The sequence below is a fragment of the Gardnerella sp. KA00127 genome (assembly GCF_049244125.1).
GTDB classification, from domain to species: domain Bacteria; phylum Actinomycetota; class Actinomycetes; order Actinomycetales; family Bifidobacteriaceae; genus Bifidobacterium; species Bifidobacterium swidsinskii.
The window spans coordinates 144,414-160,747 of sequence record NZ_CP058377.1 but is presented as its reverse complement, the minus strand read 5'-3'; the positions used below and the strand labels follow the sequence as shown (position 1 = coordinate 160,747).

The window sequence follows — 16,334 nt, the reverse complement described above, 5'->3', positions numbered from 1 at the left end:
TACATGTCATCTACTTGCTACGCTTGCAAACACTTCGTGACGCAATGGGGCAAACTCTCTAACTTCCCCTCCTACTATCGCCAGTAATTTATGTATCTTGCTTGCAAACCACAGCGATGCGAATCACTACACGAACAACAAAGCGCAAAAGTACGTACATTCCGGAGTAGTTAAGGGTAGTTCGAAGTAGTTAAGAGTAAAACACCGCAAGAAAACACTAATTTCACTCGCAGTCCAGAAAAAGGTGTATATCAATAGGCATATATCATTCAGAATATGAAAGACATTCATAACATGAAAGAAAAAAGAGAAGGAAATGAACGCTGCGGCACGAATTCGCACAACTCTTATTATTGCCGTTTTATCGCTTAATGCTTTTCTTTTAACAAGCTGTAGATTTGGCGTGAGTCTATATCTTTTAATGCATGTCGACTTATCTCACGCAGCGCTTAACGCAGTGTCCGTAGCACTTATGACCTGCGTAGCGGCACCGCTTGGCGGAATTATTGCAGATAAATATCCACCAACTAGATTGTTTATAGCACTAACGTTTTGTTTTGCCTTGTTGTGTACTGGATACGGTTTCGCTTTAGTAGCACAGCATAATCTTATTGCTATTACGGTTACACTACTCGGCATAATATTCGGGTTCTTTACCGCATTTTCTTCGCCTAATCAAAAAGTATTGATGGCGTATAGTGCACCAACTGGCGAAAAAACCAAGTTTTTGGCAAGCATGCGTATGTGGATTAATCTCAGCAGGCTTGCTGCACCTGCGATTACTGGCATATTTGTTGATATATGTAATCCGCTCATTTTCTTTACGAGCATTGCTATTGTGATGATACTAGCGGCGCTACCTCTACTGTTAGTTAATCTAAACCAGCAAGCACAAAATAGCGCAAACAATACGAAGACAGGAAGCAATAAAACTGCTGGTTTTGCAGCTTCTCTACACTATATGAAATCTACACCATGGTTAATAGTCTTAGGAGTAGTATCAGCATTACAATCAGGCTCATGGCTTGCTGCATTCAGACTAATGGGAGCACACCATTGTCTTACACTTTTTCATTCGGCATCCACGTGGGGTTCAATAGTCAGCATATTTAACATTGGCATGATTGTAGGTTCAGTATTATGCAAATACATTGTGCTACATTATGAGATTTTATACTCTATTTTATTACCTGGATTCCTTTCTATTCCTTTACTTATTTTCGCACTTAATAATTGGATTGCTCTTTTTCTTTGCTCTGCTTTCATTGCAGGTATTATTTTTGACGCAACTATCGTCTATGGGCAAACAGCTCTTCTCGACGGCATACCAACACGCATTCTCGGCGCGACTACTACTTTTACTTCCATTATGGAGCAATGCGGAATTATCGTGGGATATGCAAGCGTACTAGCATGGGGAAATCTAAATTCATCATTATTCATAATGATTGCAGCTGGTGTAATACTTGTTTCAACAGGTATAGCCTTATGGATTATTCAAGCTCGTAAACAAACATACCCATCAATGCTTACCAAAGATTATTGGACACCATCAACATGGGTAAAAAGAAGCATATAACAAGCTATTTAGCGCGAAAGCACAATAAAGCTATACAAATGCAATTACATCACAGGGCAATTAGTTTGCACATCCTGTTGGAATCCTGATGGATCTCCAAGTTTTGCTTTACGCATGTGCTCTTTGAAAAAGTTTCGCGTTGCATCATCACAACGATCTGGACCCATAAACGGCATGCTAGGCACTTTTTCAAGCTCATGCAAAGCTTTACTTGCCGCTTGTTCATCACTAGCATACGTGTCTAGCCATTGCCGCTCCCAAGCACACTGATAATAATTAGATGCTTGCGTATCGCCATATCCACTCTGGAACTGACTGTCTTTTTCTTCTCCAACCAAGTTTGCAGGAGCTTTATATTTTTCAGGCCAACTAAGCTTTGCCACAGATTCCTGATATTCCTTCTCTATATGAGCAAAATCAACAATCTCTCTAGGCGAACTATTTTGCGAGCGCGCGCCACCCATACCACTCGTATTATTGTTACCTACTCCTCCACACGCATTAAACATAAGAAGCGCACTAAGCACACCAATAATAAGAGTTGTTTTACTAATAGTATGATTATTCATTATTCCTTCTTTCTTATTTTTTGAAAATTATCGCAATGCTAATGCTGGTTGTAGGCGCGATGCTTTTATTGCCGGCACCACACTTCCAGCAAGTGCTGTGATAAAAGCCGCAATAACAGCTCCAATAGCGGCTTCATATGGGTAAACTGGCGGACTAACTGGGCTTGATGCATCCCAAAAACTTGATGCAATAGACACAAGACCAAAAGAAACAACGACGGCAACAATAGAAACTATCAACGCTAAAATAATCGCACTGCCTAACACAAGTGAAGCAATCGACCATCTAGTAGCACCCAAAGCTCTGCGTATAAGCAGTTCATGCGTGCGCTGCTCCAACGATGCTAAACCAATATTGATTAAACCTAGCGCGGAAACAAAAAGCAATAATGCTGCTACGATAGCAAAACTTAATTGCAATACTGTTATCACATTCTCGTAATTATCACTATTATCATGTCTTCTAATTTCGTTTACTTGCCCACCACAACAGTCATAAAGAGCATCTGAAACATAAGATTTAATTGATTTTTGAGAACGATTTTCTTTATTCAACCAGTAGATTGAGCCTTGAGCTTCTTTTCCAGAATATTCCCAAAGAGTTGGAGCGTAACGTAATAATCCTAGAATATTCACGTATACTTTTGCTGAGTCTACGCCATCGTTCACAACTCCAACAATCCTTATAGGACTCATTTGTGTTGTTTTGCGAGAAGTAATAAATGCTACTTCACCAATCTTGTATCTTTTGCTAGCAGATTGGTTTACTACCATTTCTAATGCGTTGCTTTTAGCGCTATTACTAAACCATCTTCCACTTACAATAGGTAAGTTATAAACTTTGTTGTATCCTGCCGTAGTGTAAACAGCGTCGACATATTGAAGATCGCTGGTTTTATATTCTTTGCTTATTTTTACGCTCTTCAAAGCTGGCATAGAAGCGCTAAACAGTAGCCCAGTGTTTGGTTGTAGCATAACGTTAGCGTTACGGTTTGCGGATTCAATGCGATTTAAAAATTTGTTAAATACTGAATATTCGTCAAAATTTTGTGCTGAAAAAGTAATCTCGTATGTTGGCCTACGACCGTTTAGCTGTTCGTTAGTTGCAATAAGATAGTCCTTACCAACCGTGCCGATAAGCACTGACGCAATAACGGTAACGATGCCAATAAATATTGAAAAACCTGTGAGGAAGGATCTCATAGGAGACAGGCGCAAATCTTTAAGCAGCATAATCATAAAGAACACCGCTTTCCATAGTAAAAATGTGAGAGCAAGAACGAGCCACTTTCATATCATGAGTGACTAATAGTAATGTTGTTCCAGATTCTTGAACACGATCATGCAACACTTGAAGCACTTTTTCTCCCGTACTACTATCGAGCGCACCAGTTGGCTCATCGCAAATAAGTAATTCGGGATTAGTAACGAGAGCACGCGCTATCGCAACTCTCTGTTGTTCACCGCCTGATAGCCTTCCAGGGTATTCATTTAGTTTATCTTGCAATCCAACAGCACATAATGCTTCTTCTATCGTTTTTCTTCTTGTCTGCTTGCTTTGTTGTAGTCCTGCGTATAAAAGCGGCAACTCAACATTTTCTCTAATGCTTAAATGCTTAATAAGCGAATAGTTTTGAAAAACAAAACCAATATTTCGAGCGCGCATATGCGATACTGTAGCATCACTACACTTTTGGATTGATTTGCCAGAATAATAGTATTTTCCAGTAAAATTTTTATTCAAAAATCCAATAATAGAAATAAGACTTGTTTTGCCGGAGCCAGACCTGCCAACTACCGCGTATGTTTCACCTTGATTAAGTAACATAGAAGCAGAGTTGACAGTGGTAAGCCATTCGCCATTGCCTAGTTTTACACGCGCTGACACGTCTTGTAGTTCAACCAGTGGAACAGGATTGTTCTCCATAATCATTGCACTCCTGGAATGAGATCAGGAGAAACACCTGCTACAACATCACCCTCATGCAAACCAGACGTAATTTCAATATTAGCGCCGTCACTGATTCCAAGACCAACTTCTTTACGCTCCCAATTATCGCCTTTCTTGTATGAGACTAATCCTTTTTGGACTCTTCCAGCAACTGCACTAACAGGCAGAGTTAGAACCGATTGTTTATGCTTGCCATTAAAAACAAGCGTCGCATTTTGGCCTGATTCTACTTCTGTGCTTTTATCTATTAAACACGTTAAAACTTTTGACGATACACTAGGCGTACTTTGCGCACTCGACTCATCTGTTTGAGTTGAATCAGCATTATCATTCTTGCTACTACCCGAAGCTGCAACATCTGTAGAAGTTCCACCGCTTTGTACTATTTGCAAACAATTGGTTGGCCCAACACCATCTTCAACTTGGAAGCGACCTTTAACATCTGCAATATCCGCAGAACGAAGTAAAGCTTTTGCATTAAGGCTTATTGAAAAACCTTCATATTTAAGAGTAAATAGCGGGAAAGATTTAGGCACGTCCGCAGATGATTCAGCCACTGACACAACTTTAGCGTCTACTGGAGCAATAACTTTGTTACCAGCATTGTAGCCTAAAATACTTCCAGCTTTTACAGCACTTCCTGCTTTTACCGACGGAGAAAAATTCCCTCTACTTACAGCAGTGATAACAAAGGTAGACGATTGTTCTATTGTTGCTTTACCCGACACAACTTGTGTTAAAGGCTGTTTTTTGACTGAAATAAGTGGAACTGAATCATGCGATGCCTGCTGTTGACTATCATCAGCTGCTCTACCAGCGCATGCAGTAAGCAAACACGCTGGCAGAGCAGCTAACAAGAATACTTTCGTAAACTTACGCATAACACAAAGTTCCTTACTCTCCAAACTCGTAGACACATAGGATGCGTCGAAACAAGCCTCTCAAACTGATCCAAAATAAATAAAAGGCTCGGCAATGCTGCAATTAACGCTTTTATGATTACCACTTCATTTAGAATTTCAGCTCTTGGTTAATAGCTTATAATCGCCGTAAAGAGTTTGCATCATACTAAATGATGATTTTATTTATGATTATTGGAGCTTGCGTAATACCAGAGAATGATTTATTTTGCATAGAGTTTATACACTACTGAGCAACTTGCTTGCGCATAGACGCAACCACATTGTGATTAAATCACTAAGCTTTAATCGAACTTATTCGCTGCGGAGTAACCCCCCGTAAGCTCCAGTAACTACCTTTATACAATCTGCTTTGTAAAGGTTTTCCTAGACAAGATATTCATCATACAAATTCAAGTACTATTATTACTTAAATAATGCTTTTCTAAAGGAGCAATATGATAGCAAAGCATATTACTGTTGGCATTGTTGATGATGATTGTTTTTGTCTACACGGCCTAAAAACATATATTGAGCAGGTTGTTCCGTCCTGCAGTATTTGCTGGTTATCCGCGTACGCCAATCAAGCAATTCAATTTTGTCAAAATCAATGCCCAGACGTGCTGCTAATTGACATGTATATGTCTGGGGTTTCGGGAATTAAAATATTATACGAATTGCGAAGAAGATACTCACTCCCAATAATAATTGCTATAACTTCATTCCCTATAAACGATTATGCTTTAAAAGCATCAACAGCAGGCGCACAAGGCATTGTTGGAAAGAACCACCCAGAAACTATTTGCGCCATGCTTAGCAGTATTGCCCATGGCACATTCAAGCCACAAATAATAGGCAATCTTCATTTTGACGACACGACGACAGCATTTCAACGTTTGCAAAATAAGCCAAAAAATGGACGCCTTGCTTTAACGGATCATGAGACTGAAATTGTAAAGTTGTGCAGTAGAGGAATGACTAATGCGCAAATCGCTAAACGTTTATTTGTTGAAACTTGTACTGTGGAAACTATCCTTCGTCGCGTGTTCAAAAAACTGAATGTGACGAATCGTTCACAACTTATTACTACATGGCTGCATGATGAATATTTAGGAAATGATACACAATGATTATTTTCTTAATGCGTCGTTTACGAGAAAAGCTTATTGACAATAAAACATTTTTACTATTGGGATGTTTGTCGAGCGCAATGGATGCGTATATTTACTCGAATAGCGACAATAGCACAATACAACTTGTTATAGTTTACATGATTCTTGCTGCTATAAATCTGTTCCTTTGCTTGCTTCCGCATTTTATGAGCATGTGCTATATTTTTGTGCATCTCAGCATTCTTGCTATTCCTAGTCTGAATCTTCCACCAGTAACTTTCGGGCTCATCATATCATTTGTTTTTATTTCGTATTTATATCCGATTCAATTTACACTACCTTTATTCTTAGTAATAGACGCATTACACTACGTTGCATACCGATACCTATCAACTTTATCTTTCAAGTATCTTATTGCTTACCTTTTAATAAATATATTTTGCGTTTGCACTGGTATTATTTTGCGTATTTCTCACCAAAAAATGGTTCTTTATGAAAAAGATAAGCAAACAATTAATAATCTTCATCTGGCTGTGCGAATGCACGATAGATTAACTAATAAGATTGCAGATATTGCACTACAAAGTAAAATAGCATTACTTGACAAGTCTATTTCTAAAAAACAGCGAAGTGCTATTGAGGCAATAAATGATTTGGCAGATCAGGCTTTTGAAGAAGGACATAATATTATCGACATTCTACGTGGAAATACTGCTAAGCAAGATGCTCGAAGCGAGTTCATTCAGCACATTGAAGATACACTACAAATGAACGACTCAATCAATACATCTTGTGGATTAAAAGGAAGATCCATATGCAATATATCTAGTAACGATATTCCTGAAGACATTAGCGATGAAATCATCTGTGAAGTTATTGAATTAATCGAAGAACTATATTTGAACATGCGAAAATATGCTTCTTTAGTTTATTACATCAGAATTTCGATACGTAAAAAACAAATTGTTATAAAACAGTTCAATGTTCGATTTTTGGGCGGAAAAAGTAAAGATGCAATTCGCTCAGTATCTCAAAAAGGACTTCTGCTTCATCGCGATACCATAAAGCATTTAGGCGGTTCACTCTATTTTCGAGCCTTTGGTAAGTATTGGGAATGTAATGCAGTTATACCTTTAAAAAATAAACATAACTATATAGATAGTATGCCTTACTGATTCAGTTTAAAAGATTAATGAATCTTAAACAGTTTTAGATAGTAATTATTTGTAAAGGTTTTCATATACAAGATATTGTTTACCTTTTAGCACGCCATTAATTTATAAATTGTCAAGATTTTTGGCATAAACAGTTACTTCTCGTACAGAAAGGCATATTATGAAGAAGTTAGCTATAGCATGCGTATTATCTGCTTCATTAATTTTTAGCAGTATTGTTGTTCCTTCTTCTACTGCACTCGCTCTTGAGCCAACAGATAGCACCGTTGAAAAAAACATAGCATGCGAACACATCACAACAAAAGATGGTTACCGCGTGTATGTAGTTAATGGATATCTCATTAAAATTCCAGCATCTAACGCAGAACCAACGCAAGCAGAGCTTCGTAACATATTACAAGAACGTGGAAAAATTAGTCTTGTAGTTAAAACAATTAAAACTATTTATCATAAACTACCTAAGCAAGTTAAACAATTCATTAAAAGTCATTTAGGATTAAATGAGCTTATAAAATTTTTGGAGCATTGGACTGGAAAGATTGAAGACGGAATTTATAATGCCTGCAAATCAGCAGGGATGCCAGATTGGATGGCTTGGGTTGTAACAAAAGCAATTATGATGCTGCTATAGTAGGAAAAATATGAGTAATTCAGAATATACAAAAGCACAAATTCCATCCGTATTTTGGACAATAGCCAATGGCGTATTTCTTGCTAGCGGAATTGCGCTGATTGTAATGCGTAATGATTATCTATGGGGAGTGCCTCAAATTATCGCTGGATTATTTGGACTTGCAACCATGTTTCTCATTAAAAAACCGTGGTGCGCGCAGCTATATTTTATAGTATCTTCACTAGTCGTAATAGCAAATGGGCTTATGGAAATATTCGGCATAATCCACGGATCTGGATACGGTTATGTTCCGCTGATTATTGGCATAATCGTGCTTTTATTTATAGGCCTTGACAAGGATGAAAGTTCAAAAGCTCTTGGAATTGCCAAGAATAAATAAAAGCATTAGACTACGATTTTAACTTAAAAACATATCGCAATTTTCAAAGGTCAAGTTGTAGCCACACATCCTACAGCTTGACCTTTACTTATTTATCCGCTATTGATTTGTTCTGCATAGAGTTTATACACTACTGAGCAACTTGCTTGTGCATAGCCCCAACCGCATTGCATTAAATCACAGCTTAAGGCTATCCTCATTAAGCAAAAAATCAAATAGGTCCATGGTGATTACTCCACGATTATCTCTTGTAACATGTAACCCATTTTTCGTAACTACTATCTTTTTAAAAGAATTATCAATATAGTAAAGCGAGCGCTTTTCTTGCAATGATTTTTCTTCCGTTGGCATAGCGAGCGCAGATTGTATATAATATTTTTCACTTCCCAAAGTAGCAATAAAATCTATTTCCAAAGATTTTTGCGAATAAATATCATGGTTATTTTTATCTTTTCGACCAGTATTTTCAGCAATATTCATTTCGCCAATATCCACGTTATATCCGCGATATCTTAACTCGTTGTATATAACATTTTCCATAATATGCGACTCTTCGATTTGCCTAAAATTAAGTAAAGCGTTGCGTACACCAATGTCTTCAAAGTAGATTTTGAACAAGGAATCAATGTATTTTTTGCCCTTAATATTGTACTTTTGAGCTTTGCTTACAAGAAAAGCATCACTGTAGTAGTCTATGAAACGACTAACAGTTTCTGAAGTAATTTCTCCATATCCGTGGCTAATAAACGTGTTAGAAAGTTTCCTTGGGTTAACAGGAGCGCCTATTGACGAAGCTATTACTTGCAAGGTTTCAGAAAGAGCCTGCTCTTTTCGCACGCCGTTTCGTTGAACTACATCTTTCAAATAAGTTTCTTTAACAAGATTTTCAAGATATTTTATTTGTTCCTCAACATTTTGCATTCTTGCTACAAGCGGTATTCCGCCAGCAATAATGTAATCTGCCCAAGATTCTGAAATCGTTTTGCTAGAACTTTCCATATATTCGGCAAAAGTAAGAGGTTGAACGTGAACTTCTGTGCTTCTCCCCTTAAATTCAGTAACAATGTCTGATGAAAGAAAACGGGAGTTAGATTCAGTAACATATATGTCTAAATTTGCGTGCCTTAAGTAACTGTTAAGTGTGCCAACAAAATTATCAAGCAATTGCACTTCGTCGAGGAAAATGTAAAACTTGTCGCTATCATTTATTTGCGACGCAATGTAGCGACGGAACACTTTAGCATTTATAACGTAGCCAAGTTTTTTATCTGCGATTTTTACTGGCTCGCCATTTGCGAATGGCTCAAGACGATCAATATCTTCGTCTGCATCAAAGGCAAACCGAATAATATTCTTCTGCAAAACACCTTGAGAAATAAGAGAATTATAGAACAGCTCGTTAAGAATGAACGACTTTCCCGCGCGGCGCACACCAGTAATGATTTTAACCAGACCATTCCAACTAAGCTGGTTAAGTTTCCTTATGTAACTTTGACGATTGAAAATCATTCGCATTCCTTTTCCTTCCACTTCTATCTTCAATTTAGCAAAGTACTTTGGTTTTTGCAAGATAGAATTAGCGAAAATAGGACATATTTAGCAATTCTATCTGATATTTTCCAAAGTACTTTGCGCTTTGCAAGATAGATTGGTTTATGCGAAGTTACTTTTCCTGCGCAAGCTCGATTGGCGGATGCTCCGCACGGAAAGCATTTACGTGCGCTTCAGACGCATACCCTAACGCAAAACCAGTAATCAGCGCATACTCCGGCGGAATGTCGAATACTTCGTCAAGCGGCGAACGCCATGTAGCAAGAACGCCAAGCGGGCATGAATCTACGCCTTGCTCTTTGGCAGCCAACAGTAACGTTTGCAGCATAATTCCAGCATCCAGCGCAGCAAATGGTAGAAAATCACGGCGTACAAGCACAAATCCCATAACTGGCGCACCAAACGCCTGGAAGTTGCGCAAAGTGTGAGCATTTCGAGCAGGAAAATCTTTACGATCAATATTTAAATGTTTATACAACGCCAACCCTAAACGCGCACTGCGCTCTTTAAGCGATTGCGGATACGGAGCCATTACAGGAAAATCTCCATCCGGCTGGCTCATTTTCTGGGCTATCATGCGCTCGTCTTCGCTAAGGGTAGCGTCTTTAGTACGAAACATTGCTTTGCATTTTTGCGTATAAGCATCAATAAGCTGCTGCTTGCGTTCTCCTTGAGCAATAGCGAGCATGTAGCCACGAGTGTTAGACCAGCTCGGCGATTGTGCAGCTGTTTGCAAAATAGTTTCAAGTATTTTAGAATCGACTGGCTTATTTAGAAAATCACGTGCAGAAAATCGCGACTTTGCGAGTACTTCAAAAGTTTGTGTAGTCATGCTTTTAGTATATCGCACCAAATACGCACGCAGTACTTTCCTCGCGTTTGCGAGGCGACCTGCTTGAGCGCAGCATTGCGCGCGCGAAAGCAATTCGGAGCGTGAGCTTGCTCAGCAGTGAGCGCTTATAGCGCGAGCGTTGTCCAGAGTTTGGAGGATTACAAAAACAGTAGTATACGAAAATAAAAAAAGCGGGGAGTGAAAACTCCCCGCTAGAAAAATAATGCGGCAGCGTGCTAGTCTCCCACACCCTATCGAGTGCAGTACCCTCGCCGTGTCAGGCCTTAGCTTCCGGGTTCGGAATGGGACCGGGCGTCTCACCTGAGCCATGACCACCGCAAAACTAGATTATACACTCAAAACCATTGAGTGGCAACACGTGGCGGTTAGGGAACCGGACATGAACGCGAATAAAAACTCTCTTACCAACTGATCGTTAAGCAAAACATTCAGTACTCATTAACGCTAGAAGAATAATACTCACAGAAACTCACCCTCCCCACTCACAAAAGTGAGGAAGAATGTCACCATCGCCCGTTAGTACTAGTCAGCTCCACCCCTTACAGGGCTTCCACATCTAGCCTATCAACCACGTGTTCTACATGGGGGCTCACACACTAAAGTGCAAGGAATGCTTATCTTGGAGCAGGCTTCCCGCTTAGATGCTTTCAGCGGTTATCCCTTCCGAACGTAGCTAACCGGCAGCGCCACTGGCGTGACGACCGGCATACCAGAGGTTCGTCCACCCAGGTCCTCTCGTACTATGGGCAGGTCTCCTCAACATTCCAACGAGCGCAGAGGATAGAGACCAAACTGTCTCACGACGTTCTGAACCCAGCTCGCGTGCCGCTTTAATCGGCGAACAGCCGAACCCTTGGGACCTGCTCCAGCCCCAGGATGCGACGAGCCGACATCGAGGTGCCAAACCATCCCGTCGATATGGACTCTTGGGAATGATCAGCCTGTTATCCCCGGGGTACCTTTTATCCGTTGAGCGATGCCACGTCCGTACGCCGGCACCGGATCACTATCTCCGACTTTCGTCCCTGCTCGACCCGTCAGTCTCACAGTCAAGCCCGCTTGTGCGATTACACTCAACACCCGATTGCCAACCGGGCTGAGCGGACCATTGAGCGCCTCCGTTACTCTTTAGGAGGCAACCGCCCCAGTTAAACTACCCGCCAGGCACTGTCCCTGACACGGATAACGTGTCGAGGTTAGACGCCAGATATGGAAAGAGCGGTATTTCACCTGTCGACTCCACGCAAGCTAGCGCCCACGCTTCACAGCCTCCCGCCTATGCTACACGATCCACACCTAACGACAATACCAAGGTATAGTAAAGGTCCCGGGGTCTTTTCGTCCTTCTGCGCTTAACGAGCATCTTTACTCGTACTGCAATTTCGCCGGGCTCCTGGCCGAGACAGTGGGGAAGTCGTTACGCCATTCGTGCAGGTCGGAACTTACCCGACAAGGAATTTCGCTACCTTAGGATGGTTATAGTTACCACCGCCGTTTACCGGGGCTTAAATTCACCGCTTCACCGAAGCTAACGGATCCTCTTAACCTTCCGGCACCGGGCAGGCGTCAGAGCGTATACAGCGGCTTACGCCTTCGCACGCTCCTGTGTTTTTGGTAAACAGTCGCTACCCCCTAGCTTGTGCCACCCCCAACAGCTCAACAGTGTAAAACCATATCACCATCAGGGGTCTCCCTTATGCCGAAGGCACGGGAGTAATTTGCCGAGTTCCTTGGCCAGGATTCGCCCGATCGCTTCGGTATACTCTACCAGACCACCAGTGTCGGTTTAGGGTACGAGCGGAATCACACCTCACGTTGAAGCTTTTCTTGGCAAGCAGGATCACCGGAATCAGCCTTACAGCCTACCCATCACGCCTCAGCTTTAACATCCCCCGGATTTACCTAGGAGACAGCCCACACGCTTAGCCACGGAAAACCACCTCCGCAGCCGGCTACCTACCCGCGTCACTCCCACGCTAACCTACTACCGATACAGTCCCAACACAAACCAGCCAACAACCCCGAAAGGCAATCAACCAGCAAATGAAGGTTAGTACTCTCAGATTCAGTTCGAACGGTGTAACACCGGTACGGGAATATCAACCCGTTCATCCATTCGACTACGCCTGTCGGCCTCGCCTTAGGACTCGACTCACCCGGGGACGACGAACGTGGCCCCGGAACCCTTAGTCATTCAGCGGACGGGATTCACACCCGTCTCTCGCTACTCATGTCTGCATTCTCACTCCTGTAAAGTCCACGACAAGTTCACACTGCCGCTTCACCCCATACAGGACGCTCTCCTACCCCGCATGAAACAAATCATGCAGCCGCGTCTTCGGTGGCGTGCTTAAGCCCCGCTACATTGTCGGCGCGGAACCACTAGACCAGTGAGCTGTTACGCACTCTTTCAAGGATGGCTGCTTCTGAGCCAACCTCCTGGCTGTCTATGCGACTCCACATCCTTTCCCACTTAGCACGCGCTTCGGGACCTTAGACGACGATCAGGGCTGTTTCCCTTTTGACGACGGAGCTTATCCCCCGCCGACTCACTGCCGTGATAAACCTAACAGGTATTCGGAGTTTGGCTGCTATTGGTACCCGGTATGGGCCCGCAAGCATCCAGTAGCTCTACCCCCTGTAAGCAATAACACGACGCTGCACCTAAATGCATTTCGGAGAGAACCAGCTATCACGGAATTTGATTGGCCTTTCACCCCTAACCCCAAGTCATCCCCCCAGTTTTCAACCTAGGTGGGTTCGGTCCTCCACACGGTCTTACCCGCGCTTCAACCTGCTCAGGGCTAGATCATCCCGCTTCGGGTCCAGGACATGCGACTCAAACGCCTTTTAAAACTCGCTTTCGCTACGGCTCCCCCACCCGGGTTAGCCTCGCCACATACCACTGACTCGCAGACTCATTTTTCGATAGGCACGCCGTCACCCCACAAAGAAGGCTCCGACGGATTGTAAGCGCACGGTTTCAGGAACTATTTCACTCCCCTCCCGGGGTGCTTTTCACCTTTCCCTCACGGTACTAGTACACTATCGGTCAGACAGGAATACTTAGGCTTACCCAACGGTCTGGGCAGATTCACGCGGGATTCCACGAGTCCCGCGCTACTTGGGAATAAACATAAAGAGACATCGCACGACAAGCTACGGGGCCATCACCCTCTACGGCTGGGAATTCAATCCCATTCACCTAGCACGACATTTTATCACTCTCCTCAACCCCGTCAGAGGCTGAACAGTCCATCCCACGACCCCGAATGCGCAACACCTGACGGCTATCACACGCACCCGGTTTAGCCTGATCCGCTTTCGCTCGCCACTACTCACGGAGTATCCTTTCCTGCAGGTACTGAGATGTTTCACTTCCCTGCGTACCCCCCACAAAAACTGTGGTGACCACTCATAACAGTGGCCGGGTCTCCCCATTCGGAAATCCTCGGATCAAAGCCCACTCGGCAGCTCCCCGAGGCATATCGCAGCCCGTCACGTCCTTCATCGGTCCTGTCTACCAAGGCATCCACCATACGCCCTTACCAGTGACAAACACTAAAGTAAGAACCCATCAGCAAAATTCTCTAGACAAAAAATCATCACACTAAACGATCACAAAACGATCAAGCGACTCCAACAAAAGGAGCCGGTTGAAATTGATAAAAGCAAAAAAATCGAAACAAAAAAGTTTCGCATTTTACTCGCGTCCACTATCCAGTTCTCAAACCACCACAACACCACAAAACCCAAGCCAAACACTCAAAAGCATCAACCTGAAATCCTGTGAGTCAAGGACCGCAACCCCAAACAAAAAGGGGGGTGGCAATCCGGGAACCCAAAAGCATGCCCAACAAACTCATCTAAAAACGTCAACTATTGTTTTCCACACCAGTAACCACACTCAAACCGAGCGTGCACAAAAAACTCCGTAGAAAGGAGGTGATCCAGCCGCACCTTCCGGTACGGCTACCTTGTTACGACTTAGTCCCAATCACGAGCCTCACCTTAGACGGCTCCATCCCAAAAGGGTTAGGCCACCGGCTTCGGGTGCTGCCCACTTTCATGACTTGACGGGCGGTGTGTACAAGGCCCGGGAACGCATTCACCGCGACGTTGCTGATTCGCGATTACTAGCGACTCCGCCTTCACGTAGTCGAGTTGCAGACTACGATCCGAACTGAGACCGGTTTTAAGGGATCCGCTCCATGTCACCATGTCGCATCCCGTTGTACCGGCCATTGTAGCATGCGTGAAGCCCTGGACGTAAGGGGCATGATGATCTGACGTCATCCCCACCTTCCTCCGAGTTAACCCCGGCGGTCCCCCGTGAGTTCCCGGCATAACCCGCTGGCAACACAGGGCGAGGGTTGCGCTCGTTGCGGGACTTAACCCAACATCTCACGACACGAGCTGACGACGACCATGCACCACCTGTGAACCTGCCCCGAAGGGAAACCACATCTCTGCAGTCGACAGGCACATGTCAAGCCCAGGTAAGGTTCTTCGCGTTGCATCGAATTAATCCGCATGCTCCGCCGCTTGTGCGGGCCCCCGTCAATTTCTTTGAGTTTTAGCCTTGCGGCCGTACTCCCCAGGCGGGACGCTTAACGCGTTAGCTCCGACACGGAACCCGTGGAATGGGCCCCACATCCAGCGTCCACCGTTTACGGCGTGGACTACCAGGGTATCTAATCCTGTTCGCTCCCCACGCTTTCGCTTCTCAGCGTCAGTAACAGCCCAGAGACCTGCCTTCGCCATTGGTGTTCTTCCCGATATCTACACATTCCACCGTTACACCGGGAATTCCAGTCTCCCCTACTGCACTCTAGCCCGCCCGTACCCGGCGCAGACCCACCGTTAAGCGATGGGCTTTCACACCAGACGCGACGAACCGCCTACAAGCTCTTTACGCCCAATAATTCCGGATAACGCTTGCGCCCTACGTATTACCGCGGCTGCTGGCACGTAGTTAGCCGGCGCTTATTCGAAAGGTACACTCACCCGAAAGCTTGCTCCCAATCAAAAGCGGTTTACAACCCGAAGGCCTTCATCCCGCACGCGGCGTCGCTGCGTCAGGGTTTCCCCCATTGCGCAATATTCCCCACTGCTGCCTCCCGTAGGAGTCTGGGCCGTATCTCAGTCCCAATGTGGCCGTCCGCCCTCTCAGGCCGGCTACCCGTCGAAGCCTAGGTGGGCCATTACCCCGCCTACAAGCTGATAGGACGCGACCCCATCCCATGCCACTAAACACTTTCCCAACAAGACATGCGTCAAGTTGGAGCATCCAGCATTACCACCCGTTTCCAAGAGCTATTCTGGAGCATGGGGCAGGTTGGTCACGCATTACTCACCCGTTCGCCACTCTCACCAACCAGCAAGCTGGTCAGATCCCGTTCGACTTGCATGTGTTAAGCACGCCGCCAGCGTTCATCCTGAGCCAGAATCGAACCCTCCACGAAAAAACTTCAATGAAGAGCCAACAAAAGGCTCCAATATTAAAAAGAAAAAGACGAGACATTCTTTAAGGAAAGAACATCCCAACAAAAACCTCACCACCATTTAACCATCTCTCAGGCACCCTGCAATCTGCAAGGCAGGCAATGAACTGGCAATAATTAACTAATAA

General features: G+C 43.8%; 11 protein-coding genes and 3 rRNA genes. 5 read left to right on the top strand and 9 right to left on the bottom strand.

Annotated elements, in window-relative coordinates; all coding sequences use genetic code 11:
• Window positions 1-316: 316 nt before the first annotated feature.
• A complete protein-coding gene (locus tag HXT48_RS00650; RefSeq protein WP_004108204.1) occupies window positions 317-1,579 on the top strand; it encodes an MFS transporter in 1,263 nt (420 codons plus the stop codon).
• Between the two features lie 44 nt (window positions 1,580-1,623).
• Here the strand turns inward: HXT48_RS00650 and HXT48_RS00645 are convergent, their stop codons facing one another.
• From HXT48_RS00645 to HXT48_RS00630, 4 genes are read right to left on the bottom strand one after another with little or no spacing between them, the layout of a single operon-like run.
• A complete protein-coding gene (locus tag HXT48_RS00645; protein WP_004108207.1) occupies window positions 1,624-2,148 on the bottom strand; it encodes a hypothetical protein in 525 nt (174 codons plus the stop codon).
• Between the two features lie 27 nt (window positions 2,149-2,175).
• Window positions 2,176-3,387 carry an ABC transporter permease gene (locus HXT48_RS00640; RefSeq protein WP_033888416.1) on the bottom strand — a complete coding sequence of 404 codons (1,212 nt, stop codon included), beginning with the start codon at window positions 3,385-3,387 and terminating at the stop codon, window positions 2,176-2,178.
• Window positions 3,371-4,081 carry an ABC transporter ATP-binding protein gene (locus tag HXT48_RS00635; RefSeq protein ID WP_004108211.1) on the bottom strand — a complete coding sequence of 237 codons (711 nt, stop codon included), beginning with the start codon at window positions 4,079-4,081 and terminating at the stop codon, window positions 3,371-3,373. Before HXT48_RS00635 ends, HXT48_RS00640 begins: the two co-directional genes overlap by 17 nt.
• Window positions 4,078-4,980 carry an efflux RND transporter periplasmic adaptor subunit gene (locus HXT48_RS00630; protein WP_004108212.1) on the bottom strand — a complete coding sequence of 301 codons (903 nt, stop codon included), beginning with the start codon at window positions 4,978-4,980 and terminating at the stop codon, window positions 4,078-4,080. The genes HXT48_RS00635 and HXT48_RS00630 overlap by 4 nt, the downstream gene beginning before the upstream one ends.
• Window positions 4,981-5,456: 476 nt before the next feature.
• On the opposite strand from HXT48_RS00630, the gene HXT48_RS00625 reads away from it, so the two are divergent.
• The 4 genes from HXT48_RS00625 (at window position 5,457) to HXT48_RS00610 (ending at window position 8,298) form a co-directional block, all read left to right on the top strand.
• Window positions 5,457-6,128, top strand: coding sequence for a response regulator (locus HXT48_RS00625; protein WP_004108214.1), 672 nt, complete (start codon window positions 5,457-5,459; stop codon window positions 6,126-6,128).
• Entirely contained in the window at window positions 6,125-7,285 is a 1,161-nt protein-coding gene (locus HXT48_RS00620) for a hypothetical protein (protein WP_004108215.1), read from the top strand. Before HXT48_RS00625 ends, HXT48_RS00620 begins: the two co-directional genes overlap by 4 nt.
• A gap of 160 nt (window positions 7,286-7,445) precedes the next feature.
• Window positions 7,446-7,916 (top strand): hypothetical protein, encoded by a 471-nt coding sequence (locus HXT48_RS00615; protein ID WP_004108217.1) that lies wholly within the window; start codon window positions 7,446-7,448, stop codon window positions 7,914-7,916.
• Window positions 7,917-7,926: 10 nt separating this feature from the next.
• Window positions 7,927-8,298: a hypothetical protein gene (locus HXT48_RS00610; RefSeq protein WP_004108219.1), complete on the top strand. Its 372-nt coding sequence runs from the start codon at window positions 7,927-7,929 to the stop codon at window positions 8,296-8,298.
• A gap of 177 nt (window positions 8,299-8,475) precedes the next feature.
• Here the strand turns inward: HXT48_RS00610 and HXT48_RS00605 are convergent, their stop codons facing one another.
• The 5 genes from HXT48_RS00605 to HXT48_RS00585 all read right to left on the bottom strand — a co-directional run bounded on the left by HXT48_RS00605 (window position 8,476) and on the right by HXT48_RS00585 (window position 16,167).
• The gene (locus tag HXT48_RS00605; RefSeq protein ID WP_421793085.1) at window positions 8,476-9,807 is read right to left on the bottom strand and encodes an ATP-binding protein; all 1,332 of its coding nucleotides are present in this window, start codon (window positions 9,805-9,807) and stop codon (window positions 8,476-8,478) included.
• 154 nt (window positions 9,808-9,961) lie between these two features.
• Window positions 9,962-10,681, bottom strand: coding sequence for a nitroreductase family protein (locus HXT48_RS00600; protein ID WP_004108224.1), 720 nt, complete (start codon window positions 10,679-10,681; stop codon window positions 9,962-9,964).
• Between the two features lie 223 nt (window positions 10,682-10,904).
• Window positions 10,905-11,021: ribosomal RNA gene (rrf, locus tag HXT48_RS00595) — 5S ribosomal RNA — on the bottom strand.
• Between the two features lie 178 nt (window positions 11,022-11,199).
• Window positions 11,200-14,261: ribosomal RNA gene (locus HXT48_RS00590) — 23S ribosomal RNA — on the bottom strand.
• Between the two features lie 379 nt (window positions 14,262-14,640).
• Window positions 14,641-16,167: ribosomal RNA gene (locus HXT48_RS00585) — 16S ribosomal RNA — on the bottom strand.
• The 16S, 23S and 5S rRNA genes sit together here, the layout of an rRNA operon.
• Window positions 16,168-16,334 lie beyond the last annotated feature (167 nt).

What these genes read in the sequence shown, in the direction of transcription:
- HXT48_RS00650 (WP_004108204.1), top strand. Translation starts at nt 317, where the DNA reads ATGAACGCTGCGGCACGAATTCGCACAACTCTTATTATTGCCGTTTTA.
- HXT48_RS00645 (WP_004108207.1), bottom strand. Translation starts at nt 2,148, where the DNA reads ATGAATAATCATACTATTAGTAAAACAACTCTTATTATTGGTGTGCTT.
- HXT48_RS00640 (WP_033888416.1), bottom strand. Translation starts at nt 3,387, where the DNA reads ATGATTATGCTGCTTAAAGATTTGCGCCTGTCTCCTATGAGATCCTTC.
- HXT48_RS00635 (WP_004108211.1), bottom strand. Translation starts at nt 4,081, where the DNA reads ATGATTATGGAGAACAATCCTGTTCCACTGGTTGAACTACAAGACGTG.
- HXT48_RS00630 (WP_004108212.1), bottom strand. Translation starts at nt 4,980, where the DNA reads ATGCGTAAGTTTACGAAAGTATTCTTGTTAGCTGCTCTGCCAGCGTGT.
- HXT48_RS00625 (WP_004108214.1), top strand. Translation starts at nt 5,457, where the DNA reads ATGATAGCAAAGCATATTACTGTTGGCATTGTTGATGATGATTGTTTT.
- HXT48_RS00620 (WP_004108215.1), top strand. Translation starts at nt 6,125, where the DNA reads ATGATTATTTTCTTAATGCGTCGTTTACGAGAAAAGCTTATTGACAAT.
- HXT48_RS00615 (WP_004108217.1), top strand. Translation starts at nt 7,446, where the DNA reads ATGAAGAAGTTAGCTATAGCATGCGTATTATCTGCTTCATTAATTTTT.
- HXT48_RS00610 (WP_004108219.1), top strand. Translation starts at nt 7,927, where the DNA reads ATGAGTAATTCAGAATATACAAAAGCACAAATTCCATCCGTATTTTGG.
- HXT48_RS00605 (WP_421793085.1), bottom strand. Translation starts at nt 9,807, where the DNA reads ATGATTTTCAATCGTCAAAGTTACATAAGGAAACTTAACCAGCTTAGT.
- HXT48_RS00600 (WP_004108224.1), bottom strand. Translation starts at nt 10,681, where the DNA reads ATGACTACACAAACTTTTGAAGTACTCGCAAAGTCGCGATTTTCTGCA.